Origin of the sequence: Noviherbaspirillum sp., from assembly GCF_035654295.1 — a bacterium.
Lineage (GTDB): Bacteria > Pseudomonadota > Gammaproteobacteria > Burkholderiales > Burkholderiaceae_D > Noviherbaspirillum.
In genome coordinates this window covers 39,353-65,811 of the sequence record NZ_DASRXF010000097.1, presented here as the reverse complement: position 1 = coordinate 65,811, position 26,459 = coordinate 39,353, and the positions used below count along the sequence as shown (strand labels likewise).

General features: G+C 61.7%; 16 protein-coding genes. 14 read left to right on the top strand and 2 right to left on the bottom strand.

Features of this window, described 5'->3' with window-relative positions; translation table 11 throughout:
* The 14 genes from rfbA to VFF99_RS10510 form a co-directional block, all read left to right on the top strand.
* A partial coding sequence (rfbA, locus tag VFF99_RS10575) for a glucose-1-phosphate thymidylyltransferase RfbA (protein WP_325017630.1) occupies nt 1-738 on the top strand: 738 nt, incomplete at its 5' end.
* A gap of 2 nt (nt 739-740) precedes the next feature.
* The gene (gene rfbC / locus VFF99_RS10570; protein ID WP_414691529.1) at nt 741-1,286 is read left to right on the top strand and encodes a dTDP-4-dehydrorhamnose 3,5-epimerase; all 546 of its coding nucleotides are present in this window, start codon (nt 741-743) and stop codon (nt 1,284-1,286) included.
* Complete coding sequence (gene rfbD, locus VFF99_RS10565) at nt 1,283-2,161, top strand: dTDP-4-dehydrorhamnose reductase (protein WP_325017629.1); 879 nt, start codon at nt 1,283-1,285, stop codon at nt 2,159-2,161. Before rfbC ends, rfbD begins: the two co-directional genes overlap by 4 nt.
* A 615-nt stretch (nt 2,162-2,776) precedes the next feature.
* Nucleotides 2,777-6,388, top strand: a complete 3,612-nt coding sequence (locus VFF99_RS10560; RefSeq protein WP_325017626.1) for a glycosyltransferase — start codon at nt 2,777-2,779, stop codon at nt 6,386-6,388.
* On the top strand, nt 6,385-12,378 hold the full coding sequence (locus tag VFF99_RS10555) for a hypothetical protein (RefSeq protein ID WP_325017624.1): 5,994 nt from the start codon (nt 6,385-6,387) through the stop codon (nt 12,376-12,378). Before VFF99_RS10560 ends, VFF99_RS10555 begins: the two co-directional genes overlap by 4 nt.
* Before the next feature lie 225 nt (nt 12,379-12,603).
* Nucleotides 12,604-13,455 carry a PEP-CTERM sorting domain-containing protein gene (locus VFF99_RS10550; RefSeq protein ID WP_325017622.1) on the top strand — a complete coding sequence of 284 codons (852 nt, stop codon included), beginning with the start codon at nt 12,604-12,606 and terminating at the stop codon, nt 13,453-13,455.
* A gap of 87 nt (nt 13,456-13,542) precedes the next feature.
* Entirely contained in the window at nt 13,543-13,746 is a 204-nt protein-coding gene (locus VFF99_RS10545; RefSeq protein ID WP_325017620.1) for a hypothetical protein, read from the top strand.
* A gap of 193 nt (nt 13,747-13,939) precedes the next feature.
* Nucleotides 13,940-14,080 carry a hypothetical protein gene (locus VFF99_RS10540; RefSeq protein ID WP_325017618.1) on the top strand — a complete coding sequence of 47 codons (141 nt, stop codon included), beginning with the start codon at nt 13,940-13,942 and terminating at the stop codon, nt 14,078-14,080.
* A 296-nt stretch (nt 14,081-14,376) separates the two neighbouring features.
* Nucleotides 14,377-15,771: a TIGR03013 family XrtA/PEP-CTERM system glycosyltransferase gene (locus VFF99_RS10535; RefSeq protein WP_325017617.1), complete on the top strand. Its 1,395-nt coding sequence runs from the start codon at nt 14,377-14,379 to the stop codon at nt 15,769-15,771.
* 15 nt (nt 15,772-15,786) lie between these two features.
* Nucleotides 15,787-17,859, top strand: coding sequence for an XrtA/PEP-CTERM system histidine kinase PrsK (prsK, locus tag VFF99_RS10530; RefSeq protein ID WP_325017615.1), 2,073 nt, complete (start codon nt 15,787-15,789; stop codon nt 17,857-17,859).
* A gap of 22 nt (nt 17,860-17,881) precedes the next feature.
* Complete coding sequence (gene prsR / locus VFF99_RS10525; protein ID WP_325017613.1) at nt 17,882-19,231, top strand: PEP-CTERM-box response regulator transcription factor; 1,350 nt, start codon at nt 17,882-17,884, stop codon at nt 19,229-19,231.
* 12 nt (nt 19,232-19,243) lie between these two features.
* Nucleotides 19,244-20,833, top strand: a complete 1,590-nt coding sequence (locus VFF99_RS10520) for an acyl-CoA ligase (AMP-forming), exosortase A system-associated (protein ID WP_325017611.1) — start codon at nt 19,244-19,246, stop codon at nt 20,831-20,833.
* Nucleotides 20,830-22,050, top strand: coding sequence for a pyridoxal-dependent decarboxylase, exosortase A system-associated (locus tag VFF99_RS10515; RefSeq protein WP_325017610.1), 1,221 nt, complete (start codon nt 20,830-20,832; stop codon nt 22,048-22,050). The genes VFF99_RS10520 and VFF99_RS10515 overlap by 4 nt, the downstream gene beginning before the upstream one ends.
* 256 nt (nt 22,051-22,306) lie before the next feature.
* Nucleotides 22,307-24,778, top strand: a complete 2,472-nt coding sequence (locus VFF99_RS10510; protein WP_325017608.1) for a hypothetical protein — start codon at nt 22,307-22,309, stop codon at nt 24,776-24,778.
* A 191-nt stretch (nt 24,779-24,969) separates the two neighbouring features.
* Here the strand turns inward: VFF99_RS10510 and VFF99_RS10505 are convergent, their stop codons facing one another.
* Nucleotides 24,970-25,728 carry a class I SAM-dependent methyltransferase gene (locus VFF99_RS10505; protein WP_325017606.1) on the bottom strand — a complete coding sequence of 253 codons (759 nt, stop codon included), beginning with the start codon at nt 25,726-25,728 and terminating at the stop codon, nt 24,970-24,972.
* Nucleotides 25,729-25,764: 36 nt separating this feature from the next.
* A complete protein-coding gene (locus tag VFF99_RS10500; protein ID WP_325017604.1) occupies nt 25,765-26,403 on the bottom strand; it encodes an XrtA/PEP-CTERM system exopolysaccharide export protein in 639 nt (212 codons plus the stop codon).
* Nucleotides 26,404-26,459 lie beyond the last annotated feature (56 nt).

The following is a 26,459-nucleotide window of genomic DNA, read 5'->3' as shown; positions in this document are numbered from 1 at the left end:
CGCGATATCCTCCTCATTTCGACACCGCAGGATACGCCGCGCTTTGCCGAGCTCCTTGGAGACGGCAGTCAATGGGGCATCAATCTACGTTATGCCGTTCAACCATCACCGGACGGACTTGCGCAAGCGTTTCTGATCGGGCGTGAATTCGTGGCGGACGGTCTCTCTGCCTTGATCCTGGGCGACAACATCTTTTATGGTCATGACTTCGATGCGCAGCTTCGGACAGCGACGTCCCGAAATGAAGGTGCCACCGTGTTCGCCTACCACGTTCATGACCCGGAGCGCTACGGCGTCGTTGAATTCGATGAACACCGACGCGCGGTGAGCATTGAAGAGAAGCCAGCTCATCCTAAATCCAACTATGCCGTAACCGGTCTCTACTTTTACGACCACCAAGTCTGCGACATCGCCGCAAGTATCCGCCCCTCTGCACGCGGCGAACTGGAGATCACGGACGTAAACCGCATCTATTTGGAGCGCCAGATGCTGAACGTCGAAGTCATGGGGCGGGGCATGGCGTGGCTGGACACTGGTACCCACGAGTCTCTGCTCGATGCGTCCCAGTACATTGCGACAATTGAAAAACGGCAGGGTTTGAAGGTGGCGTGCCCTGAAGAGATCGCCTATCGCAAGGGATACATCGATGCATCGCAATTGGAAAGACTGGCCGCGCCGATGAAGAAAAATGGGTACGGGCGTTACCTGGCTCAGATCCTGACCGACCGGGTGTACTGATCATGGACGCTATCCGTACATCAATCCCCGATGTCCTTATCTTTGAACCCAAGATATTCGGTGACGATCGCGGCTTCTTCTTTGAAAGCTTCAATCAGCGCCGCTTTGAGGAGTCGGTTGGTCGGTCTGTGTCATTCGTCCAGGATAATCATTCGAAGTCGTCACGCCACGTATTGCGCGGACTCCACTATCAGGTGCAGCAACCACAGGGAAAACTTGTGCGGGTGGTATCGGGCGAAGTCTTCGATGTCGCTGTCGACATTCGCAAGAACTCACCGACATTCGGAAAGTGGGTTGGAGTCACGCTGTCCGCGGAAAACAAGCGGCAGCTGTGGATTCCGGAAGGTTTTGCACATGGCTTTGTGGTTACCAGCGACTCCGCCGAGTTTCTCTACAAGACGACTGACTTCTGGGCTCCCCAGCACGAAAGGTGCATTATCTGGAACGATCCGTCGATCGGCATAAAGTGGCCCATTGATGCATTGCCAAGCTTATCCGCAAAGGATCAATTGGGAAGAACACTGGCCGAAGCTGAGGTGTTTGAATGAAGATCCTCCTCACCGGCGTAAGCGGACAGGTCGGTCATGAGCTGGTTCGCTATCTTGGGGAGCTTGGCGATCTCGTTGCGGTCGACCGAAATGGAATGGATCTTGAAGACCTCGATCACGTCCGGCACGTTATTCGGGCCGTGCGCCCACAACTGATTGTAAATCCCGCTGCATACACGGCAGTGGACCTTGCGGAAAGCGAACCGGATCGCGCAATGGCGATCAATTGCCACGCCCCAGCGATCATGGCCGAGGAGGCATCGCGGCTCGGTGCCGCTATGATCCATTACTCCACTGACTATGTATTTGATGGAACCAAAGCGTCGCCATACAGGGAAGACGACTGTCCGAACCCAGTAAGCGTTTACGGCGCAACAAAGCTTGCGGGCGAACAGGCGATCGTTGCGTCAGGTGTGCCGCATATTATTTTGCGAACAAGTTGGGTGTATGGCACTCGCGGAAAGAACTTTCTGCTCACGATCCGCAGGCTTGCCCAAGAACGGAGCGAATTGCGCATAGTCTCCGATCAAGCCGGGGCCCCGACATGGTCTGGCACGATTGCGGCGGCGACGGCGGGGATTGTGTCACAGGGGCTGCAGGCAGACGATGCGCACACATGGTGGCAGGAACGCTCAGGCATTTATCACCTGACTTCACAGGGGCAGACGACCTGGCACGGGTTTGCGTCGGCAATCGTTGACCGTCTTCCGTTCGAGAACAAGCCCTTGGTCCTGCCGATCACGTCGCAAGAGTATCCGACACCCGCGAAACGGCCGAAGTATTCAGTGTTGTCCTCGGAACGATTTACCAAGGAATTTTGCAGTTTGCCTTACTGGGACGATGTGTTGGATGACGTGATGCGTACGCTTCTTTAATTCTTTTTCGTGAACTCGCCCATCGTCTTCCAGTACTTGAAATCCAGTCTTCACTTCCGCGCAGCGTTTGTCGGTCGTTCGTGCCAGGGGCCATTCGTTTGCTCGGCCCACATGCAACCGCATGCTTCCTCGCCGACCTCAATGCCTTCGCCGCTCCAACTAAACGCGCATACGACGCCCACACTGTCTGCAGCCGCCGTTGCCAATAAAAGCCGATACAAAACCTTTACACATTTTGCCGATCTCTCTGCCGGCTAAGTCCTGCCTCACATAAACATGTGAAGCGGAAAGATAAACAGCTGTTTATAGTCGTGTCACGGTCACCACCATGCGTATTATCAGAACCAGCGCGCATTCCATCCCAAAAAAATCAAAGAGTGGATGAGTAAAAGGGCGGGAGATAGCACCTTCCTTCTATTTACAACAGGAAAGACATCTCTATAATCGCTGGCGTTTCACCGGAAGTAACAGAACAGATACGTTCAGTTAAGCCGATGCCGGGCGGCGATTTTTTTGAAGTCGTGCAGCTCAGGGCGCAGGAGACGGCGCATCGGGCAAGGATTGATGGCAGGGGCGCACTGTCGAGGGATAAGAGCAAAATCATTAGAAGGCATCATGGCCGCCAGCAAATCCTACACGTCTGATCGAATCGCTGCTTTTTGCCATCGTGTGTTCGATGATCCTGAGCGCAATCCAGGCCGCCGCCTATCGACTGCCGTACTCGCGAATCAGGACGGAGCAAACCCATTGTTCGATACCGCTTGGTATGCGAAGAAGTACCGCATTAATCCGGCGAACGTCGTCACGGACTACATACAAAATCACCGCAAGAGAAATCCTCATCCTCTCTTCCTGTCCGAGTACTACTACAGGAATAACCCGGATGTTGCTGCTTCCGGGTTGACCGCCCTGGAGCATTATTGGACGGCGGGGTATAAGGAGAATCGTAGTCCGTCGCCGCTTCTATGGGAGGCCTGGTACAAGAAGGCGTACGGCCTGTCGCCTGATCAGCGGTCGCTCGCGCATTACGTGCAGTTGGGGGCGGCTTTTGGTTATAACCCGTCGCTGCTGTTCGATACCGACCGTGTCGCGCGTCATCTTGCTGTTGCACGGCACGAGGCACTGTTCCGTTATGTGGAGGACCGGCATAACTGGGACTGCGAGGTTATTGATCTGTTCAACGCGGATTACTTCACCCGGGCATTGCCGGCGGGAAGAAGGCTGCGACAGGCTCCGCTTATCGAGTATGAGCTGTCGAAGGAGCTGTGGGCGGCAAAGACCTGCGAGCGCTTCGATGGCGGTCTTTACCTGCATCTCAACCCCGACGTTGCGAAATCCGGCATTTCGCCGCTCGCGCACTATCTCGCCTACGGGGCGAATGAAAACCGTGCGTGCAATAACGGCGATCTGCTCAACTTGCTTGATAAAACGGACCGAGAGTACAACACGCATGCCGCCAATACGGCAAATTCTGGGTGCCGCTTTGCCGCTGACGATGCGTGGATGTATCGGCCCACGGTAAGCTTCCTGGTGCCATTGTTCGCAACTCCCCTGCGCTATATCCAGGAACTGGTGGATAGCATCGGCGCGCAGCGCTATGCCGAGTGGGAAATCTGTTTTTCGGTGGCGAACAATCTGCCTGCCGATACCTTGCGGTACCTGAAGGATTTGGCCGGCAGCGACAAATACAGGTTTCATTACTGCGCGAACGCGCCCGGCATTTCGGAGAACACCAACCACGCGCTGCAGCTCGCCACCGGCGAATATGTGGCGTTGATCGATCACGATGATTACCTTCACCGCAACGCGTTATACGAGTGCGTCAAGGTACTTAACGAAGATCCGCGCATCGATCTGCTGTATTCGGACAAGGATCTGGTCAGCGACGTCGGCGATATCAGGAAGCGTCCGTTGTTCAAGCCGGATTTTTCTCCGGAAATCATGTTGTCGGCCAACTACATGACGCACTTCAATCTCATTCGTCGGTCGATGGTGGCGCGCATCGGCGGTTGGGATAGCGAGACGGACGGCGCGCAGGATTGGGATATTTTCCTTCGCTGCGTCGCGGCGGGCGCAAAGGTGAGTCATGTGCCGCAGGTGCTCTACCACTGGAGGGAGGCGCCGACCTCGGTGTCCGGGGGCATCGAGGCAAAGCCTTATGCAAAGCGGGGACAACTGCGCGCGGTGCAGAAGTACCTGGATGGCAGCCGTTGGAAAGGTGCGACGGCCTCCCATGACATGGGGCAGTTTTTTATCGATTGGCCGGCGTGCGGCCGCAACGCCGAGATAGAACTTGTTTTCTACAACTCGCAAATGGACCGGCCGTTCCCGCAATTTCTGGATAAGCGCTTCAAGCTGCGGGTGCAAGTCTTGGAAGGGGAGCTGACCGTGCGGGATGCCGCGCGGATCATCGAGGAATGCTCGGCAGACACGATCGTGTTCCTCGATGCGGCACTCGGGGCAGGGAAGGATTTCCTTGCGCAGCTCGTCGGTCCGCTTTCAAATCCGGACATCAGTGCGGTAAGCGGGATCGTGACGGATGCCGACTCCGGGAAAATCGTGGAGGCGGGCTATTGCTTTGATGGCCGGAAGATCCAGCCGCTTTTCCGGAATCACGACATCGGGCATTTCGGCTGGTTCGGCGGCGCCGGGTGGTTTCGAAACGTATCGTTATCCAGTTTCCGCGCACTGGCCATATCGCTTTCCCCGAAACTCCGGCGCGCGTCGCGCCGCTACGCGGATGTTTCCGGCGGCAGTCTCCTGCTGTTTTCCCGAATGCTGTGCGAGGCAGGGCGGGTGATGGTGAATCCGTACGCGCACACCATCGGGCGTATTCAGCCGCTCTTTGAGCACGCGGCGCTTGGCTCGCTCTCCGATACCTTGTTCAGCCCGCGTCTGTATATCGACGACGATGGAACCTTCAAGCTCAAGAGCGAGACAAGAGAGGGTTCTGAAGAAATCGTTGTGAATTACACAGCAGAAGCGAACTACTGGACGGAACGGTTTTCCAGCGCGGCCGCCGGCAAGCTCGCTGCACCGAAGCTGGCAGTGGGTCCGCGCCGAGCCTTATTCATTCTGCCGGCATTCGACACCCCTTATTACGGCGGGGTGTACACCATTCTTCGCTATGCCGACCATCTGATGACCGAACGCGAGTATCTGGTGGACTTCTTTATCGAAGCCCCCATTGATTACCAATCTGTGCGTCGAAGTATTTCGAGGATTTGCGCGAAATCTCGCCGCTTCGAAGTGTATTGCGCGTCCGCAGGCGATGAGCAGAAGGTAGGGAAGACCGGGTACGACCTGGGATTTGCAAGCTTGTGGACAACCGCGTACCGGCTGAACGCCATGTCCAATGTGCGCGAAAAATGCTATTTCGTGCAGGACTTCGAACCAAGCTTTTACGCCGGTGGCGCGATAAGCGCGCTGTGCGAGTCGACGTACCGGATGGGCTTGAAGGGGCTATGCAACAGCTATGGCGTGTATCGGCGATTCGTCGAGGCTGGCGGTGCAGGCGGGTACTTCGTGCCGCCACTCGACACGGAGCGGTTTTACCCCCGTGCGGACATGCGCAATGATCACGTAGAAAAGATCAGTCTATTCGCCTATGCGCGGCCGTTCAACCAGCGCAACTGCTTTGAAACGCTGGCAAAGGCGCTCTCGAAAATCAAGGCGTTGTACGGAACGAAGGTCGACATCTATACCGCCGGCGCGCGTTGGGACCCGAAGAAACATGGCCTGGACGGCGTGGTGAACCACCTCGGGATGCTGTCGCTCGATGAATGCGCGGCCGTCTACAGGAACATGGATATCGGATTGTCCTTCATGGCCTCCGCGCATCCCTCCTATCCACCGCTTGAAATGATGGCTAGCGGCGTTGCCGTTGCCGCCAACTTCAATTCGTCGAACCTGTGGTTTTACGAGCCGGGATTGAACTGCGAATTGTTCGAACCACAGGTCGAGAGCGTCGTCGCCGCAGTCGCCGGCTTGGTGGACAACCCCGAAAAGCGGGTCCGAATACAAAAGAATGCGATCCGCACGGTTCGCGAAAAGTTAAGTACGTGGAATGAGATGTTCCAGGCAGTGGACGATCTGGTGTTCGGCAAGCAGGCCCCGGCTAAGCTTCCTGCCGCCGGGGTCTTGCGTGCAAGGCCAGTTGCATCTCGTGAAATTTCGATCTCCGCCGATCTATCGGCCGCTAACAATTACAAGGAGCCGCTGCAATGACTGTCAACGTTAACGAAATCCCTCTTGATCCCAGTGACGAATCAAAAACCGCGTGGGGTGCGAATGTCGCCGACCACCTCCATTTCACATGGGCAATCGGCGATTCCGCTGCTGAAAGTTTCGATGCGACGACGGACATCTCGACGGATACGCGCGACCTGATGGTCGCCCATGAGAGCGGGGTGTATGTCGACCTCGGGGCAGGAAACGACACCGCCGTTGGCTCCGATTACGGCGACAACTTCATCATGGGTGCAGGGGTGAACTATGTCGACGGCGGTGCCAACACCGGTACGACGCCGTGGGGCGACAAGGCGCGCGATGTGCTCGATGTACTCGTCACCGATGCAGCGGCGGCAAGCGCCGTGCAGGTGACGGTACTGAGTGGTGGCGGCGACGCCGCGGACATCGCGGCATATGGTGACGGTTATACGGCAAAGGTCGTTGCCGGTAGCGAAATCACCTATGTGAAGGGTATCGAGGGTATCAACGTCCAGATCTGGAATGATGGCAATACCAACGGGCAGAAGGACTGGGGTAACGGCGAAGTGAGCTTTGTGCGTCACATTCCCATCTCGCTGAACATCAGCGAAATCCAGTTGAACCCGACGGACCCCACGAAAACCGCTTGGGGCGCGAAGGTGGCGGACCAGCATCATCTTGCATGGGTGAACGGCACGCAGAGTGCAGACAGTTTCACGGCCGGCACGGATATTTCCGCTGACACCCGCGCCCTGATGGATCTGCATGACCGAGGCGTGTACGTCGATCTTGGCGCGGGCGGAGATACCGCGGTGGGCTCGGACTACGGCGACAACTTCATCATGGGCGCCGGCGTGAACTACGTTGATGGTGGCGCCAATACCGGGAAGACCCCGTGGGGCGACAAGGCGCGCGACGTGGTGGAGATCTTTGTCGCGAACCAGGCGGCGGCCAATGCGGTGACTGTGACGACGCTCAATGGCGGCGGCGATGCGACCGATGCGTCCGCCTACACCGCCGGCTACACGGCCAAAGTGGTGTCGGGCAGCGAAATCACCTACATCAAGAACGTCGAAGCGGTGAACGTGCAGATCTGGAACGATGGCAATACCAACGGGCAGCGGGACTGGGACAGCGGTGAAATCACCTTTGCCCGTAGCATTCCGGTGACGGTGAACGTCAATGAGATTCAGCTGAATCCGACGGACGCCACCAAGACTGCATGGGGTGCGAAGGTGGCGGACCAGCATCATCTCGCATGGGTGAACGGCACGCAGAGTGCAGACAGTTTCGCGGCCGGCACGGATATTTCCGCTGACACCCGCGCCCTGATGGATCTGCATGACCGAGGCGTGTACGTCGATCTTGGTGCGGGCGGAGATACCGCGGTGGGCTCGGACTACGGCGACAACTTCATCATGGGTGCCGGCGTGAACTACGTTGACGGTGGCGCCAATACCGGGAAGACCCCGTGGGGCGACAAGGCGCGCGACGTGGTGGAGATCTTTGTCGCGAACCAGGCAGAGGCCAATGCGGTAAGCGTCACAAGGCTTTCCGGAGCTGGTGATGCGACCGATACGGCGGCGTACGCGGCGGGCTATACGGCAAAGGTGATCGCAGGCAGTGAAACGACCTATGTCAAGAACGTCGAAGCGGTGAGCGTTCAGATCTGGAACGACGGTAATGGCAACAGCCAGCGGGACTGGGAAAGTGAAGTCTCCTTCGGGCGCTTCATCCCGCTGGAAGTGAGTGTCGACGAAATCCGGCTGAATCCGACCGACAACACCAAGACTGCGTGGGGGGCGAACGTCGCGGACCAGCTTCACCTGGCATGGGTGAACGGCACTCAGGGCGGAGATAATTTTGTGGCCGACGCGACCACGATCTCCGCCGATACGCTGGCGCTGATGGACCAGCATGAACGCGGCTTGAACGTCGAATTGGGAGCCGGCAACGACACGGCTGTCGGCACCGCCTACGGAGATAACTTCATCATGGGTGCCGGCGTGAACTACGTCGATGGTGGCGCCAACACCGGGAAGACCCCGTGGGGCAACAAGGCGAGCGACTCGCTGGATATCTTCGTGGCCGACCAGGCCGCCGCCAATGCGGTGGCGGTGACCGCGCTCACCGGCGGTGGCGATGCAAGCGATGTGGCGGCATTCGCGTCCGGTTACACGGCAAAGGTGGTGTCGGGCAGCGAAACGACCTACCTGAAAAACATCGAAGGCATCAATATCCAGATCTGGAACGATGGCGACGGCAACGGTCAGCGGGATTGGGGCACTGAAGTCACCCCGGGGCGGTACATCGCGCTGGCAGTCAACATCGGCGAGATCCAGCTGAACCCGACCGATACCACGAAGACCACCTGGGGGGCAAACGTGGCGGACCAGCATCACTTCGCCTGGGTGAATGGCACGCAAGGTTCGGACAATTTCGTAGCCGATGCGACGACGATTTCCGACGGCACGCGGGCGCTGATGGACTTGCATGATCGTGGCGTGTACGTGGAAATGGGCGCGGGCAACGACATGGCGGTAGGTTCGGACTACGGCGACAACTTCATCATGGGTACCGGGGTGAACTACGTCGACGGCGGCGCCAATACCGGGAAGACCCCGTGGGGCGACAAGGCGCGCGACGTGGTCGAGATCTTTGTCGCAAACCAGGCGGCAGCCGACGCAGTAGCCGTGACGACGCTCAGCGGCGCTGGCGATGCAACCGATGCGGCGGCGTACTCGGCGGGCTATACGGCAAAGGTGGTCGCGGGCAGCGAAACGACCTACGTCAAGAACGTCGAAGCGGTGAGTGTCCAGGTCTGGAACGACGGTAATGGCAACGGCCAGCGCGAATGGGAAACTGAAGTCACCCCCGCGCGCTTCATTCCGCTGCAAGTGAGCGTCGACGAAATCCGCCTCAATCCGACCGATAACACCAAGACGGCGTGGGGTGCGCAGGTGGCGGACCAGCATCACCTCGCATGGGTGAACGGCACTCTGGGCGCAGACAATTTCGTCGCCGATGCGACGACGATTTCCGCCGAGACCCTGGCACTGATGAGCCTGCATAAACGTGGCTTGAACCTCGACCTGGGAGCAGGCAACGATACGGCTGCCGGTACCGCTTACGGCGACAACTTCACGATGGGTTCGGGCGTGAACTATGTCGATGGCGGTGACAACACCGGAAAGACCCCCTGGGGCAACAAGGCGACCGACTCTCTGGATATCTTCGTGGCCGATCAGGCAGCCGCCAACGCTGTGGCAGTCACCGCGCTCACCGGCGGTGGCGATGCAACGGATGTGGCGGCCTTCACGTCCGGTTATACGGCAAAGGTCGTGTCGGGCAGCGAAACGACCTACCTGAAGAACATTGAAGGCATCAATGTCCAGATCTGGAACGATGGCAACGGTAACGGGCAGCGGGACTGGAACACTGAAGTCACGCCGGGAAGGTACATCGCGATGGCACTCAACATCAGCGAAATCCAGCTGAACCCGACTGACAACACGAAGACCGCGTGGGGGGCGAAGGTGGCGGACCAGCATCACCTCGCATGGGCGAACGGTACCGAGGGAGCGGACAATTTCACGACGTCGACCGATATCTCGACGGACACCCTCGCGCTGATGGACCAGCACGGCCGCGGGCTTTATGTCGACCTCGGCGCGGGCGATGACAGGGCGACGGGCTCTGCATACGGCGACAACTTTACGATGGGCTCGGGCGTGAACTACGTCGACGGGGGAGCTCAGGGTGGTACGACCCCATGGGGGAACAACGCGCAAGATGCCGTGGATATCTACGTGTCCGACGCCGCGGCGCTGAACGCGCTGACTCTGACGGTGCTCGACGGCAGCGGTAGCGCCACCGATAGCGCGGCCTTCGCGGACGGCTACACGACCAAGGTCGTGTCCGGGGACGAGACGACGTACATGAAGAACGTCGAAGCGGTGAACGTGCAGTTCTGGAACGATACGAACGGCAATGGCCAGCGCGACTTCAATACCGGGGAAATCACCCAGGGCCGGTACATCAACCTCGTGCCGACCATTTCTGAGAATACGGCCGATCACGCACTGTTGCTCAATTCCTTCCACATGGGCTGGGCTTACGGCACCGATACGGCAGACACTGTCGACCTGCGCAGCGGCTCGTCGATGATTTCGGCGTCGCTGGCAACGAAGATGTCCACCTACAAGCGCGGCATGTTCGTGGAAACGGGCGACGGGAACGATGTTATCTTCGGCACGGGCTACAACGACAATATCAATGCCGGCTCCGGCGTCAACCGCATCGATGGCGGCGCCAATCAGGGGATCCTGCCGGGCGGACCGAACCTGTCGCGCGATACGTTGGAACTGACGGTCAACAGTACGGCCGAGGCACAGGCAGTGTCGATCACCGTGCTTGCCTCTACAGCGAGTGGCGAGGATCTTGCCGCCTTTAACGATGGCTACCGTTACAAGATCGTCAGTGCGGCAACCAATGAGACGGACTATGTGAAAAACGTCGAAACGCTGAGCATCAGGATCTGGAATGACGCCAACGGCAACGGTCAGATCGATCACCATCCGGATCCGAGCTTGAGCGAAGTGTCGACCTATCGCACCAGGGCTTTGGGGCCGACCATCACCGACACGACGCCAACCGCCACGACGCCGTCCATCGGCTATCTCTTCGGCACGCAGTATAAGGACACGCTCAGCGCAAACAACGTGCTGACCGCGCTGGGCAAGACCGTCGATCCCGCCAATCCTTTCGGTGCGTTCATCTTCGCACTGGGCGGGAATGACGTTGTGACGGGTTCGGATGGTACCGACATCGCCCTTGTGACGCAGAAGGGTTCGCATCGCATCGACGGCGGCGCCGACTCCGGGTATTACAACCTGACGAGCGGAACTCCGGTCGCCTCGGCCGACCAGTACAGGCTGGTGGAACAGTGGGCTCCGACCGAAGTCCCGACACCGAGCGCGAGCAATGGCGGTCTCACTGCTTCACACTTCCAGCCGGGCAACTATCGTCTCGTCAATCTGGAACAGTGGAGCGGCTTCGCCACGACTTCGCTCGGCCAGATGGGCGCAAGCGCGGCAGGCGACCTGATCAACGGGCTTACGCAAGCTGCGCTTTCCGAAGCGGACGTCGCGGCAATTGCGGCAACGGCTACCGAACTTGGCATTACTGGTGTGGCCGGCGACGGCTACACGATGGCCGTGGTGAAGTACGACGCCGGCGGCCAGCTTCTCGGCGTCGATTTCCTCAAGGACATCGAGACCGTTCAGTTTGGCTTGTGGTACGACTCGAACCGTAACGACGTTCCCAACGGAAGTGCCGGCGAGACGGTCACGTATGCGACTTATACCGTTGCGCAGGATGTCTTCACGCTGTCGGCGCCGCACGCGGGATGGCTGAACGCTCATCTCGGCGGCACCACACTTTCGTTTGCAGGTACGGTTTCGGGCACAGCAGCCGGTGAAGCCATCGACGCGAGCACAGTGACGGTGCCCGACCATTTTGCCGCCGGCACCGGTTTCCGCGTCACCGACTTTGGCGGCAACGATACGGTGACAGGTTCCTCCGGCGCGGACTTGTTCACCCTGGGTGCGGGCAACGATGTCGTGCACGGCGGCGCTGGCGTCGATACGGCCGCCGTCTATTGGCGGCCGAATGTCAGTGGCGGCGATGCAAGCCTGAGCTATTCGGCGGTCAACCTGGGTGGCGTCACGACCATCACGGTTTCGCAGACGCAGGGCAGCGTCTCCACCGCACTGTTCAACCTCACGAATGATGGAACCGACGGCAACTGGACTTTCCAGACAACGAGCACGGAAGCCAACGGCCTCATTCGGCCGTCGGGCACCACGAATCTTGGGGTAGGGATTGATCAGCTTGTAAATGTAGAGTCGTTTGCGGTCTATCTCCAAGCCGGCGTAAGCGGTATCGCGACCGGTGGAGTCAGCACTACTTCCGCATTCGAGATCCAGCTCGTCGGCGTACCGGCCTGATTCACCTTTGCTGGCGCAGATTCCCCCTTTCGGGGGAACTGCGCAGCGCCTTATTCTGCTTTTCCAACCATGGGAGTGCTGTCGCACGCGAAGTACATGCGCGTCGGCACTCTTTACACTCGTCATCCGACGCTTTCCTCAAGTCTTTGATTAACAAGACAAGTTCCCCCTGGCACAAGCGTTGCTTCCCGGCCAGATACAACAACTGAAACAACCGGGGACAACATGATGAACAAGACCAAGGCGATCGGCATTGCCGTGACGGGGAGCTTGCTCGCCGTTGCGGTGATGATGGCGATGGAAAGCATGCCCGTTGCGCGTGCACACCTATCCGCCGCCCTTCCTTTTTCTGCGCAGTATGGCGCGGGTAATTTCCTGCAGGCAGGGCAGCAGCATGAGACGCTCTGCGACGGTTGCGATCTGAAGATGGAGCATGGAATGGCAGCGCCACCGTCTGCCCATCACAACAGCAACTACGCATCGTCCGGCGCTCCCGGGGATGAGCCCGTTGAACCCGTCGTGACCGCATCCGGCACACTGGCACTCACGCCCCCCGCGCACAACCAGGAGAAGGGCGAGACGGAAATCGCTGATGTACGCAGCAGCATGCCGGTGTCCTACGGTGCGCTTGCGCTCGCGAGTCCTTCTCGGCAGACTGCCGGAACGCCGGAATCTTCCCCCGGCGGCAGCGGTCCGGCCGGCGCTGGTTCCACCCCCACTGTGGGCGGTCCCGCTACCACACCCAGCGGCGCAGGCGGGGATACAGGCCAAGACACGACAAGCTCTCCCGGCGCCGCCCCGGTTTCGACTCCTCCGGCCATTGCGCCCGACGTCGCTTACTGCGCAGCCCCCCCTTGCGGCGGTACGCCAGGAGCGCCACGTGCCGATCCCGTGGATCCGCTCATCGTCCCGCCTCCCGGCGGTTCCGATACCGTGCCGATTCCTGATGGGGGCAGCACGCCGGGCGATGATCAGCAGACAGCCCCGAGGCCGAACGAAGTGCCGGAGCCTTCGCTTGCCGCCTTGTTCGGCATCGGCCTGCTCGGCCTCGCGCTGGGACGGCGGCGCCGCGCTTGATTTCCTTCTGCACGGAAATTGTGCTTGATCAATAAGCACGCAAATCCGTGGGGGAGAATGCGGAGACCGTTTCCGAAGGGTATCCGCATGAGCGCACTTCACATCGAGGAATACACTGCTGTCCGTCCGCCCCGCATGCATTGCCCGTATTGCGGCGACGATTTCATCCTGAGCCACGGCAGGCCGGTGGAAGGTTTCGGTGTCATTTGCCCGAACGTGAAATGCGGGAGCCGTATCCGCATGAACATCCGCCTTCCCGAGCGCGAGCCCGCTTCACTGAACCGATATTGAGCGCCGCTCGCCGCGCCTGGTTTCCTTTCTTTATTGACCCGAAGAGCCACGGACTTGACCCTGCGGCTCAGCCCGCCTGAGCAGGAGTTCCAACTTTTGAGTTGCATCAATGGCCGCGCAACCGCAAAGCGTTGTGTGTGGCCCCGGGCAATTTAAACTGGAGTTCCTCTGGACAATGATGGTGGGGAGCGCAATGAACAAGGAGATCGACGTCGAACTCGCGCCCGTGGACGACAAGCGCGCGCGGTTCAATACGAACAAGCTGCAGGCGGCGATGTGCATTGCGCTTTCCGCTACGGCCAGCCTCTCCTTCATTGCCTGGATACTCTCCTGAATATCCCGCTTTCCTTCCTCGCTTCCTGCCTTTCCGGCACGGCTTAAGCCATCCATCCGCCGCACTGACGGCCGCTTTCCATTCTCTGAAGAAATTTTCCGAGCGGTATTTGATTCCGCACAGACATCGCTGCGCGACTTATTACAGCCTGTAACTTCGTTGCGCTTTCTCAAGAATGTAAAAAGTTTCAACAGTTAACGTACGTCATGCAAATTGATTAATAGTAAAAAGCCGTGGCCCGCAGAAGAGCTGCAGCTTGGGCGCAGGCGACATTCAGAACAACGTCGGAGTTACCAATGGTAAAGATTTTCAACCACTACGTTTCCAAGCTGGTGTCCGCGCTTTTGCTCGTCGAGATTTTCGTGCTCATCCTTTCGCTGTATGCGGCGCACGACCTTTTGGTCGCGTATGGCATTCCGGTGCGTCCGCTGGATGCGGGCTTCTTTGCATCGGCCTCCGCTTACGCGCTGGTCACGGCGCTCAGCATGGCGGCGTTCGGTCTCTACCATCTCGACGGCAAGCCGACGGCGAGCATGACCGCGATGCGCCTGGTTCCAGCCGCCGGCCTCGGTTTTGCGATCAGCGCGGTGTTCCTGCACATGCTGCCGGAACTGTATGCCGACATGCGCGTGCTGTCGCTGGCTACCATCTGCTCCGGCCTGGCGATGCTGGTGCTGCGCAGCCTCGTGTTCCGCACGTTCGAACTCAGCTTCCTGGAGTCGCGCGTGATCTTCGTCGGGGAGGGCGCGCTGGCCAAGGAATGCAGCAGCCTCGCCGTCGATACGATCTTCCCCAAGAAGTACAACGTCGTCGGTTTCGTGCCGGTGCGCACCGAGGAAACCGCGGTGTCGCCTTCCGCGCTGCTGCCCGACGGCGAGTCGCTGTTCTCCATCGCGAAGAAGCATGACGTGCGTGAAATCGTGGTCTCCGCGCAGAACCGCCGCGGCGGCAGCTTCCCGCTGCACGAGCTGCTCGAATGCAAGCTCAACGGCATCAAGGTGACCGGTGCCGCGGCCTTCATCGAGCGCGAGGCACGCCAGATCCGCGTCGATTCGCTGTATCCGAGCTGGCTGATCTATGGCGACGGCTTCAACCAGAGTGCCTTGCGCACGCTGATCAAGCGCGCCTTCGACCTTGTGGTCAGCCTGATGATCTTTACCGTATCGCTGCCGGTGATGCTGCTGACGGCGGTCTGCATCTGGCTGGAAGACAGGGGGCCTGTCATCTATCGCCAGGAGCGCGTGGGCAAGAACGGCAAGAGCTTTTACGTGCTCAAGTTCCGCAGCATGCGCAGCGATGCGGAGAAGGGCGGCAAGCCGCAGTGGGCGCAGGCCAACGACGACCGCACGACGCGGGTAGGGCGCATCATCCGCAAGCTGCGTATCGATGAACTGCCTCAGATCATCAATGTGCTGCGCGGCGAGATGAGCTTTGTCGGCCCGCGCCCGGAGCGCCCGTACTTCGTGCAGCAGCTCAGCGAGCAGATCCCGTACTACAACGTGCGCCACACCATCAAGCCCGGCATCACCGGCTTTGCGCAGGTGCGCTACCAGTACGGCTCCTCGGTCGAGGATGCAGTCCAGAAGCTGCAGTACGACCTGTACTACGTGAAGAACCACGGCCTGTTCCTCGACCTGATGATCCTGGTCGAAACGCTGCAGGTGGTCCTTTTCGCCAAGGGAAGCCGGTAAGCGCCGGGGCCGCCGATGTTGACGAGTATCGTGGCGGCGAGCTACTTCTTCGCCGCCTTCGCCTTTGCCTTCCTGGCGCTGCTCCTGCTGACGAGCTGGCGCAAACGGCGCCGCGGCGCGGCCCTGACCTGTGCCTGCGCGACGACGGCGGCCTGGGCCGCAGTCACCGGCCTGGCCGCACTGCGCGGACCATCGCTGATGCCGCTGGCGGCGGTCGCGGAAATCCTGCGCGGCGCTGCCTGGTCCTTCTTCCTGCTGACCGTGCTCGGCCCCTTGCGCAAGGGCAGCCTGCGCAACCCGGCTGCGGGCGTCGGCGTCTTCTACGCCATCATGCTCGGCGCTACCTGCTGGTTCTATGCCGATCCCGCATTCGCGCGCGGCGCCGGCGGCTTCCTCACCTTTGTCGTCGGCCGCGTGGCGATCGCCGTGCTCAACATGCTGCTGGTGGAGCAGATCTACCGCAACACCGTGCAGGATGCGCGCTGGGCGATCAAGTTCGCCTGTCTCGGTATCGGCGGACTGTTCGCCTTCGATTTCTATCTCTACAGCGATGCCATGCTGTTCCGCCACATCAGCGCCGAGATCTGGGCCGCGCGTGGCGTGGTCGATGCGCTGACGGTGCCGCTGATCGCGGTGTCGGCCGCGCGCAATCCGCGCTGGTCTTCCGCCATCGCGGTGTCGCGCACCGTGCTGTTCCACTCCGTTGCGCTGCTGGGCTCGGCCATCTACCTGCTGGCGATGGCCGCCGCCGGCTATTACCTGCGCCTGTTCGGCGGCACCTGGGGCACGGTGATGCAGTTCGCCTTCCTGTTCGGCGCCGGCATCCTGCTGTTCGCGGTGATGTTCTCCGGCTCGGTGCGGGCCTGGCTCAAGGTCTTCATCAGCAAGCATTTCTACAGCTACCGCTACGACTACCGGGACGAATGGATCCGCTTTACCCGTGCGCTTTCCGATGCCGGCCCGGGTATCAACGAGCGCACGGTGCAGGCCATCGCCAAGCTGATGGAAAGCCCCTCGGGCGTGCTCTACATCCGTCGCGAGGAGTCGGGCTGCTGCGAGCCGGTCACGCACTGGAACATGAAGGCCGGGCACCAGGGTGAGCCCTTGCAGGGGACCTTGTGCCAGTACCTGGAAACCACGCAGTGGGTGATCGACCTGCAAGAACTGGCGGACTGCCCGGAAAAGTACGACGGCCTCGCCATTCCCGGATGGCTGGCGGAGATTCGCGAGGCATGGGTGGTCGTGCCGTTGCTGCTGGAGCGCCAGCTGTTCGGCTTCATTGTGCTCGGCCGTCCGCTCGGCCGCGCCAAGCTCAACTGGGAGGCGCTGGACCTGCTCAAGATCGCCGGCACGCAGGCGGCCAGCTACCTCGCCCAGCGCGAGACGCAGAATGCCCTGATGGTCGCGCGGCAGTTCGAGTCCTACACGCGGATGTCGACCTTTCTCGTGCACGACCTGAAGAACCTGATCGCGCAACTGTCGCTGATGCTGGCCAATGCCGAGCGTCACAGGAACAATCCTGCCTTCCAGGAAGACATGCTGGAAACCGTCGATCTGTCGGTGCAAAAGATGAAGCTGATGCTGCAGCGCCTGAGCCGAGTGTCGGCCACCGAGCGGCCCGAGCCGGTTGCCCTGTGCGAACTGCTGCGGCAGGCGGTGCAGCTGAAATCCGCCGGCGAGCTCAAGCCGGTGTTGCGCATCGAGTCACCGGAACCCGTTGTCTTGGCGGATGCGTCGCGGCTGGAACGCGTGCTGGGCCACCTGATACAGAACGCCATCGAGGCCACGCCGCGCACCGGAAGCGTGATCGTGCGCCTGCGCAAGCAAGGCGGCAGCGCCGTCGTCGAGGTGCAGGACACCGGCGCCGGCATGAGCGAAGAGTTCATCCGCGACAAGCTGTTCAAGCCGTTCGAATCCACCAAGGCGGCGGGCATGGGCATTGGCGCCTTCGAGAGCCGCAGCTATATCCGGCTGCTGGGCGGCGACATCGAGGTCAACAGCGTGCCGAACGCCGGCACCACCTTCCGCGTGACGCTGCCCTTACACCGGCAGGACAAACAAGAAACATTGGCGGCGGCGGCCGCCTGACAAAAATCCAGGGAGAAAACGCATGAGCGACAACAAGAAAAAATTGCTGGTCATCGAAGACGATCCGGGCCTGCAGAAGCAGCTGCGCTGGAGCTTCGATGCTTACGAGGTGCTGGTGGCAGGCGACCGCGAAAGCGCGATCGCCCACATCCGCCGCCACGAGCCGGCCGTCGTCACGATGGACCTCGGCCTGCCGCCCGATCCCGACGGCGTGAGCGAAGGGCTCGCCACGCTGCAGCAGATCCTGGCGCTGGCGCCGGATACCAAGGTCATCGTCCTCACCGGCAACCAGGACCGTGCCAATGCGGTCAAGGCCATCGGCCTGGGCGCCTACGATTTTCACCAGAAGCCCTTCGATGCCACGACGCTCGGGCTGGTCATCGAACGCGCCTTCCACCTGCATGCGCTGCAGCAGGAGAACCGCCGCCTGCTGCGCGTGCAGGAAGAATCGCCGATGACCGGCATCATCAGCCGCGACCCCGGCATGCTCAAGGTCTGCCGCAGCATCGAAAAGGTTGCGCCGTCCACCGCGACCGTGATGCTGCTCGGCAGCAGCGGCACCGGCAAGGAATTGCTGGCGCGTGCCGTGCACCAGATGAGCCCGCGCCGCGACAAGCGCTTTGTTGCGATCAATTGCGCGGCGATTCCCGAGACCCTGCTCGAGAGCGAACTGTTCGGCTACGAGAAGGGCGCCTTCACCGGCGCGGTCAGGCAGACGCCCGGCAAGATCGAAACCGCCGACGGCGGCACCTTCTTCCTCGACGAAGTGGGCGACCTGCCGTTCGCACTGCAGGCCAAGCTGCTGCGCTTCCTGCAGGAGAGGGTGATCGAACGCATCGGCGGACGGGTGGAGATCGCGGTCGACGTGCGCATTGTGTGCGCCACGCACCAGAACCTGCAGGACCTTGTCGCGCAGGGCCGGTTCCGCGAAGACTTGTTCTACCGCCTGAGCGAGATCGTGCTCAACATCCCGCCGCTGCGCGAGCGCATCGGCGATCGCACGCTGCTGGCGCACCACTTCAAGAACAAGTACGCGATGATGCAGCGCCGCACCTCGCTCAGCTTCAGTGAGGATGCGCTGGCCGCGATCGAGGCCCACGCCTGGCCGGGCAATGTGCGCGAGATGGAGAACTGCATCAAGCGCGCCGTCATCATGGCCGACGGGCCGCAGATCACCGCCGAAGACCTCGGCCTGGCCGTGCCGCAGGCGGAAGCCTTCATCAACCTGCGCCAGGCGCGCGACGACGCGGAATACAAGGCGCTGATCAAGTCGCTGGCACGCGTCGACGGCAACATCGTCAAGGCGGCAGAGCTGCTCGGCGTCAGCCGGCCGACCATCTACGATCTGATGAGCCGCCACGGCGTGAAGTAGGGAGGCAGCCCGATGAGCATGCTCATCCATGAGCTGGTCCACGCTGCCGCGCGGGCGACGCCGGGCGCCGAAGCCCTAGTCGACGAATACCGCCGCGTCACCTACGCCGCGCTCGCGCGCCGCCTCGACATGATGGCGATGGCCCTGGTCGAAGCAGGCCTGGGGCGCAGCGAGCGTGTCGCGGTCTACCTCGACAAGCGCATCGAAACCGTCGTCGCGCTGTTCGGTGCTGCCGCCGCCGGCGGCGTGTTCGTGCCGGTCAATCCCCTGCTGAAGGGCGAGCAGGTGGCGCACATCCTGGCCGACTGCAACGTCCGCATCCTCGTCACCTCGGCCGAGCGGCTGGCGATGCTGGCGCCCGTGCTGCCGCGCTGCCTCGACCTGCATACCGTCGTCTATACCGGTCATGCCGAGAAACTGCCGTTGCTGCCGGGGCTGCGCGTGGTGCACTGGGAAGATTTCCTCGCCGCCGGGCGGCCGGTGCCGCCGCATCGCTGCATCGACAGCGACATGGCCGCCATCCTCTACACCTCGGGCAGCACCGGCAAGCCGAAGGGCGTCGTGCTGTCGCACCGCAACCTTTTGGCCGGCGCGGACAGCGTGGTGCACTATCTCGCCAACCGTCCGGCAGACCGCATCCTCGCGCTGCTGCCCTTGAGCTTCGACTACGGCCTGAGCCAGCTGACCACCGCCTTCCGCAGCGGCGCCGCGGCGGTATTGATGAACTACCTGCTGCCGCGCGACGTGGTCCGGATGGTGGAGGAGGAACGCATCACCGGGTTGGCCGCCGTGCCGCCGCTGTGGGCCCAGCTCGCGCAGCAGGCATGGCCGAAGCCATGCACGCTGCGCTACCTCACCAATTCCGGCGGCGCCATGCCGCGGCCGGTGCTCGACGCGCTGCGGCGCGCGCTGCCCGGCGCCGACATCTACCTGATGTACGGATTGACCGAAGCCTTCCGTTCCACCTACCTGCCGCCGGACGAGCTCGACCGCCGGCCGGACTCCATCGGCCGCGCCATTCCCAATGCGGAAATCATGGTTGTGCGCCCGGACGGCACCCCGTGCGACCCGGATGAACCCGGCGAGCTGGTGCATCGCGGCGCGCACGTCGCGATGGGTTACTGGAACGATCCGCAAAAGACCGCCGAGCGTTTCCGCCCGGTGCCCGGCGCCGAAAGCGGGCTGCCGGTCAAGGAACTTGCCGTGTGGTCGGGCGACACGGTGCGCATGGACGAAGACGGTTACCTGTACTTCATCGGCCGGCGCGACGAGATGATCAAGGTGTCCGGCTATCGCATCAGTCCGACCGAAGTCGAGGAAGCCCTGCATGCCACCGGCCTCGTGGCCGAGGCCGCTGCCTGCGGCGTGCCGCATCCGGCGCTCGGGCAGGCGATCGTTGCCTCGGTCATGCCGGCACCCGGGCGGGACGTGACTCCGGCCATGCTGCTGCAGGAATGCCGCACGCGCCTGCCGGGCTACATGGTGCCGGCACATATCGAACTCAGCCCGCAATCGCTGCCGCGCAATCCCAACGGCAAGATCGACCGCGCCATCCTGCGCACAACCTTCCACACGCTGTTCGCACCTCCGGCGGCATCATGACTGATCCAAGACCCTTACCCTTTCCCGTCGTCGACAACTGCATGCAGATCGGCGGTATCTCTCTGGTCCGCCTGGCGCAGCGCGTGGGACGTACCCCCTTCTACGCCTATGACCGCACCATGCTCACGCGCCGCGTGCTGGAACTGCGTGACACGCTGCCGCGCTGCATCCGGCTGCACTATGCGGTCAAGGCCAATCCGATGCCCGCGCTGGTGCAGCACATGGCCGGGCTGGTGGACGGTTTCGACGTGTCTTCCGCCGGCGAGCTCAAGGTCGCGCTGGACACCGTGCTGCCGGCGCATGCGGTCAGCTTTTCCGGGCCGGGCAAGGGCGAGGACGCGCTGTCGCGCGCGGTGGCCGCGGGGGCGCTGCTCAATATCGAATCGCCGCGCGAGCTGGAGCGTGTGGCGCGCATCGGCGACCGGCTCGGCCTGCGTCCGCGCGTGGCGCTGCGCATCAATCCCGATTTCGAGCTGAAGTCTTCCGGCATGCGCATGGGCGGCGGGGCCAAGCCCTTTGGCGTGGATGCCGAGCAGGCGCCGGCCGTGCTGCGCGAGATCGGCCGGCTCGGCCTCGACTTCGAAGGGCTGCATGTCTTCAGCGGCTCGCAATGCCTGAACGCGGAAGCGATCATGGAAGCGCAGGCGCATACGCTGGCGCTGGCAATGCGGCTGTCCGGGCATATGCCGCAGCCGCTGCGTCTCCTGAACATGGGCGGCGGTTTCGGCGTGCCCTATTTCCCCGGCGAGTCCGCGCTCGACGCGGCGCCGATCGGCGAACACCTCGCGGCGCTTGCCGACCGGCTCGCCGCGCACGCACCTGAGGCCTCGATCGCACTCGAACTCGGCCGCTTTCTTGTCAGCGAAGCCGGCATCTACGTGGCCCGCATCACCGACCGCAAGGTATCGCGCGGCCGCACCTTCCTCATCGCCGACGGCGGCATGCACCATCACCTCGCGGCTTCGGGCAACCTCGGACAGGTGATCCGCAAGAACTATCCGGTCGTCATCGGCAACCATGTGCGCGCAACGGAAACCGAGACCGTGACCATTAGCGGCCCGCTGTGCACGCCGCTCGACATCATCGCCGACAACGTGACCTTGCCGCGCACCGACGTCGGCGACCTCGTCGTCGTATTGCAGTCCGGTGCCTATGGACTCAGCGCCAGCCCCACGGGTTTCCTCGGCCATCCGCTGCCGGAGGAAGTCCTTGTCTAGCTTCAGGAAGTTCGCCTTCTTCCTTGCCGGCCTCGCAATCGCGGGAGCAAGCCTTGCTCCTGCCGCACCGGTCATTGCCAAACCGCTCACTTTCAAGGAGCTTGCTAAACCGTCTACGCCCGTCCACGTTGTTTTGTTGCAGGGAAATAAAGCAAAAAAAAGTTTTATTTCATGGAACTATTTCCCGAACGGAATTCTCTTACCCCTCAGCAACCATTACGGTGTTGATCCAGGGAAATTATCTAAGGGGAGTTCCATGATCCGATTACCTAACGGACGCGCGATCCTGCGCGCCCTGTCCTGTGCCGGGGCGACGACGCTATTGCTGGCTTCGTGCGGCGGCGGAGGCGGCGATAGCGCTGCCGAAGACGCTTTCATGAAAACCACGAACATCAATGCGAACGCCAATGCGCAGATCAGCGCTTCCAATGCGGGCAGCCAGACCGAAGAAAACTACATTACGGCTCCCGAACCGCAGGCGCAGGAGATGACCGATACGGTCGAGAGCGAGCCCACCGCCAATTACGCCCCGACCGGGAGCAACCAGAACGGCACGACGGCGACCACTACGCCGACTACGACGACCGGCACGACGACCACCACACCGACCACCGCGCCGACCACCACGACCACCACCTCGCCGACCGCCGGCGCCATTACCAACCTCAAGATCCAGAACACCGCCGCAAGCGAACAGCGCAACGTGCCGTTCACGGTCGGCCAGGTCTTTGCGAAGGGCGCGCTGCTGCCCGCCGACGGCCTTGCCGGCAGGATGAGCAACGGCACCAGCATCAACCTGCAGGTGGACGTCAAGGCGACACATCCGGACGGTTCCGTGCGCCACGCCATCATTTCCGGCGTCGTGCCCGCGCTGGCCGCGTCCGAAGTGCGCGGCATGGATCTGGTCAAGGCCGCTGCCGGCTCGAAGACCGGCGCCGCGCCGACCACGCTGACCAATGCCGGATTTACTGCGGGCGTCAGTGTCAACCTGGGCGGCATCGTCTATACTGCCTCCGCCGATGCGCTGCTCAAGGCAGGCGGCTACAAGACCTGGATCACCGGCCCGCTGGTCAACGAATGGCAGGTCAGCGCGCCGCTGAAGAATTCCGCCGGCACGCCGCATCCGCACCTGACCGCGCGCTTTGCGGTGCGTTCCTACACCGGCCTCAACAAGGCCCGCGTGGACGTCACTGTCGAGAACAACTGGGCCTATGAGCCGAAGCCGCAGAACTTCACCTACGATGCCACGGTGACCGTCGGCGGCCAGACCGTGTTCTCGCAGCCGGCGCTCAAGCACTTCCACCATGCACGCTGGCGCAAGGTGTTCTGGTGGGGCGGCGCGCCCCAGGCCGAAGTGCAGCATAACGGCAAGTACATCATCGCCACCGGCGCGATGCCCAACTACGACACCACCGTCACCGTGTCGTCCACCGCACTGGCGGGACTGGACAGCCGCTGGCTGAAGTCGAACATCGCCCCGATGGGTTCCGGCGTGGTCCTGCCCGGCATGCCAACCACCGGCGGACGCCCGGACATCGGACCCTTGCCCGAGTGGAGCGCGATGTATCTGCTGAGCATGGATAACCGCGCCAAGAAGGTCACCCTGGGTGTGGGCGACCTCGCCGGCAGCTGGCCGATCCACTATCGCGACAAGAAGACCGACATGCCGGTTTCGCTCGACAACTATCCGTACATGACACTGCTCGGCGCGGCTAGCGATGCGATCAACCCGGTTACCAAGCTGAGCGAACTGTTCCCGGCCTGCGGCGGCGATTGCGCCACGATCTACCAGCCCGATTCAAGCCACCAGCCCTCGATGTCTTACCTGCCTTACGTCACAACCGGCGACTACTACTATCTGGAAGAGCTGCAGTTCTGGGCCAACTACAACATGCTCAAGGACAATCCGCGCTACCGCGAATTCGCCAAGGGCATCGTGAAGTCCGACCAGGTGCGCGGACAGGCATGGTCGCTGCGGACCCTCGGCCACGCGGCGTACATCACGCCGGACAGCCACCCGATGAAGAAGTACTTCGTGGATCGCGTCGGCTATAACATCGACTGGTACACCGCCACCTATGTGACGGGCAATCCCAATAACCTCGGCGTGATCGATGGTTCAGGTACGCTGGCGTTCAAGCCGATGGCTTACACGACCCCCGCCGGCGCCAAGACAGGCCTCGCCCCCTGGATGGACGACTTCTTCACCTGGAGCGTCGGACACTTGGTCGAACTGGGATTCACCAACGCCAAGCCCCTGCTGACCTGGAAGGCCAAGTTCCCCATCCAGCGACTCACCGGCGCGGGTTACTGCTGGATCGACGGCGCCACCTACGCGCTGGCCGTCCGTCCGACCGAAACCTCGCCGCTGTACGCCACCATCGGGGAAGCCTACCGCTCCACCATGCGCAACGCCAGCGGCGGCGCGCTGACCAACAGCACCGGCGCGGCCTACCTCAACCAGCAGTGCGCCAGCCAGGCAATGGCTGACTGGAGGACGCAGTACGACAGGGACCGCGGCGTTAACCGCGTGGCATGGAAGGCAGGTGAAATGGACGGCTACGCAACCGTACCGTCGGGCTATCCGTCCAACATGCAGCCCGCGCTTGCGGTAGCGGCTACCAGCGGCCAGGCAAACGCGCGTGCGGCATGGGATCTGTTCATGCGCAGGCCCGTCAAGCCGGACTACTCCACCGCACCGCAGTGGAATGTCGTGCCGCGCTTCTGACGAAACGCTTTGCAAGCCTGAAGACCTCGACCTAGTCGAGGTCTTTTTTTTCGGGCGCGTGGAGATGATGTATGTTGACCGCATGGCGGGTTTCGCTGCGCTCTACCCACCCTACTCCTTTATAGAGAATCGTAGGGTGGGTAGAGCGCAGCGAAACCCGCCGCTCACGCGGGAAGTGCTGCAGGCAAACGTTAACGCGGCGGGTGGTTGTCCGACTTCCGCAGATCGGCAAGAATCCATCCCTTCAGGAAGTGCAGCGCGCGGTACCTGTTGATGAGCTTTTCATAGGCGGTACCGGCAAGGAACAGGGCCGGGTTGAACATGAACATGGAGGGATACTGCCCCACGTAGTCGAAGGACAGCATCTCGAAACCGCTGCTCTGCGCCAGCCGCGAGATCGCCGGCCGCGTGTTCGAGTGGTAGTAGGTCGGGAAGACATCGTGCGCGGCGCGTCCTTCGAGCTTGTTCACGATCCACGAATGGAACTTGTTGGGCACCATCCACGACAGCAGCGACACATAGTCCCAGAAATTGGGGACGAGGAACACGAAGCGCCCGCCCGGCTTGAGGATACGATGGATCTCGCGGTACACCGGCTCGATGTCCTCGATGTGCTCCAGCACGCTGCGCGAGATCACCACATCGACGCTGGCCGACGGCAGGTCGATCCGGCTCAGGTCATTGTTCAGCAGCTCCACGCCCGAGGCTTTCGCCTGCTCCGTGAAATTGACCACCTCGACGCCGATCAGGCGCCCGGCCTTGCCCTTGAACTTCGTAATCAGGGGGGCCGACCTGCCGCAGCCGGCATCGAGCAGTACCGTGTTCTGGGTGAGGAGCGAATCGATCCGCCTTTCGAACACCTGATAGGGATGGATCTGTCCACCGAAATAACGCTCCTTCAGCCGTTCCGACATGGAGCGCATGCGGCCCAGCGATGCACTTGCTTTCATAAATCCTTTCCGGTCGCCTGCCTGGCGAATCCATTCTCAGAAGAAGCTTTCGGGAATCACCAGGATGTCGCCCGGACGCACCGGCATGTTGGCGGAGATGTCGCCGTCACGGATCAGGTCGTTCAGCCGCACGCCGACCTTCTGCTGCCGTCCGCCCACGTTGCGCACGATGCTGGCCCGGTTGCCGGCTGCGAATTCGGTGAGGCCGCCGACGGCGATCACCACATCCATCACCGACATTCCTTCACGATAGGCAAGCGCCTGCGGCTTGGTCGCCTGACCGATCACCCGGATCTGCTCGCCGTAAGGGCCAACGAATCCCGTTACCGTGACGGTGACCACCGGGTCCTGGATGAACTTGGCCAGCGCCTTCTCGATGTCGCGCGCCAGTTCGGTGCCGGTCTTGCCGCTCGCGGGCAAGTCTTCCACCAGCGGCGTCGTGATCTTTCCGTCGGGGCGTACCGGAACCGTCAGCGATACTTCAGGATGGCGCCATACCGAAATGATGACGTTGTCGCCCGGGCCGATGCGGTATTCGTGCTTGTAACCGGCGGGCTCCGGCGCGGCATCGGCAACCGGTATCGCAGGTCTGCCGGCGCAACCGGCGAGCAGCACTGCAACGACAAGCCACAGCCAGTGCAGGCAACGGCCCGCACCCATGATTTCCTTTTTCATTTTCGTCTCCCTGACAGGCACAGCGCTTATTGCTACGAGATTGCTACGAGAGCGTC

What these genes read in the sequence shown, in the direction of transcription:
- rfbC (WP_414691529.1), top strand. Translation starts at nt 741, where the DNA reads ATGGACGCTATCCGTACATCAATCCCCGATGTCCTTATCTTTGAACCC.
- rfbD (WP_325017629.1), top strand. Translation starts at nt 1,283, where the DNA reads ATGAAGATCCTCCTCACCGGCGTAAGCGGACAGGTCGGTCATGAGCTG.
- VFF99_RS10560 (WP_325017626.1), top strand. Translation starts at nt 2,777, where the DNA reads ATGGCCGCCAGCAAATCCTACACGTCTGATCGAATCGCTGCTTTTTGC.
- VFF99_RS10555 (WP_325017624.1), top strand. Translation starts at nt 6,385, where the DNA reads ATGACTGTCAACGTTAACGAAATCCCTCTTGATCCCAGTGACGAATCA.
- VFF99_RS10550 (WP_325017622.1), top strand. Translation starts at nt 12,604, where the DNA reads ATGATGAACAAGACCAAGGCGATCGGCATTGCCGTGACGGGGAGCTTG.
- VFF99_RS10545 (WP_325017620.1), top strand. Translation starts at nt 13,543, where the DNA reads ATGAGCGCACTTCACATCGAGGAATACACTGCTGTCCGTCCGCCCCGC.
- VFF99_RS10540 (WP_325017618.1), top strand. Translation starts at nt 13,940, where the DNA reads ATGAACAAGGAGATCGACGTCGAACTCGCGCCCGTGGACGACAAGCGC.
- VFF99_RS10535 (WP_325017617.1), top strand. Translation starts at nt 14,377, where the DNA reads ATGGTAAAGATTTTCAACCACTACGTTTCCAAGCTGGTGTCCGCGCTT.
- prsK (WP_325017615.1), top strand. Translation starts at nt 15,787, where the DNA reads ATGTTGACGAGTATCGTGGCGGCGAGCTACTTCTTCGCCGCCTTCGCC.
- prsR (WP_325017613.1), top strand. Translation starts at nt 17,882, where the DNA reads ATGAGCGACAACAAGAAAAAATTGCTGGTCATCGAAGACGATCCGGGC.
- VFF99_RS10520 (WP_325017611.1), top strand. Translation starts at nt 19,244, where the DNA reads ATGAGCATGCTCATCCATGAGCTGGTCCACGCTGCCGCGCGGGCGACG.
- VFF99_RS10515 (WP_325017610.1), top strand. Translation starts at nt 20,830, where the DNA reads ATGACTGATCCAAGACCCTTACCCTTTCCCGTCGTCGACAACTGCATG.
- VFF99_RS10510 (WP_325017608.1), top strand. Translation starts at nt 22,307, where the DNA reads ATGATCCGATTACCTAACGGACGCGCGATCCTGCGCGCCCTGTCCTGT.
- VFF99_RS10505 (WP_325017606.1), bottom strand. Translation starts at nt 25,728, where the DNA reads ATGAAAGCAAGTGCATCGCTGGGCCGCATGCGCTCCATGTCGGAACGG.
- VFF99_RS10500 (WP_325017604.1), bottom strand. Translation starts at nt 26,403, where the DNA reads ATGAAAAAGGAAATCATGGGTGCGGGCCGTTGCCTGCACTGGCTGTGG.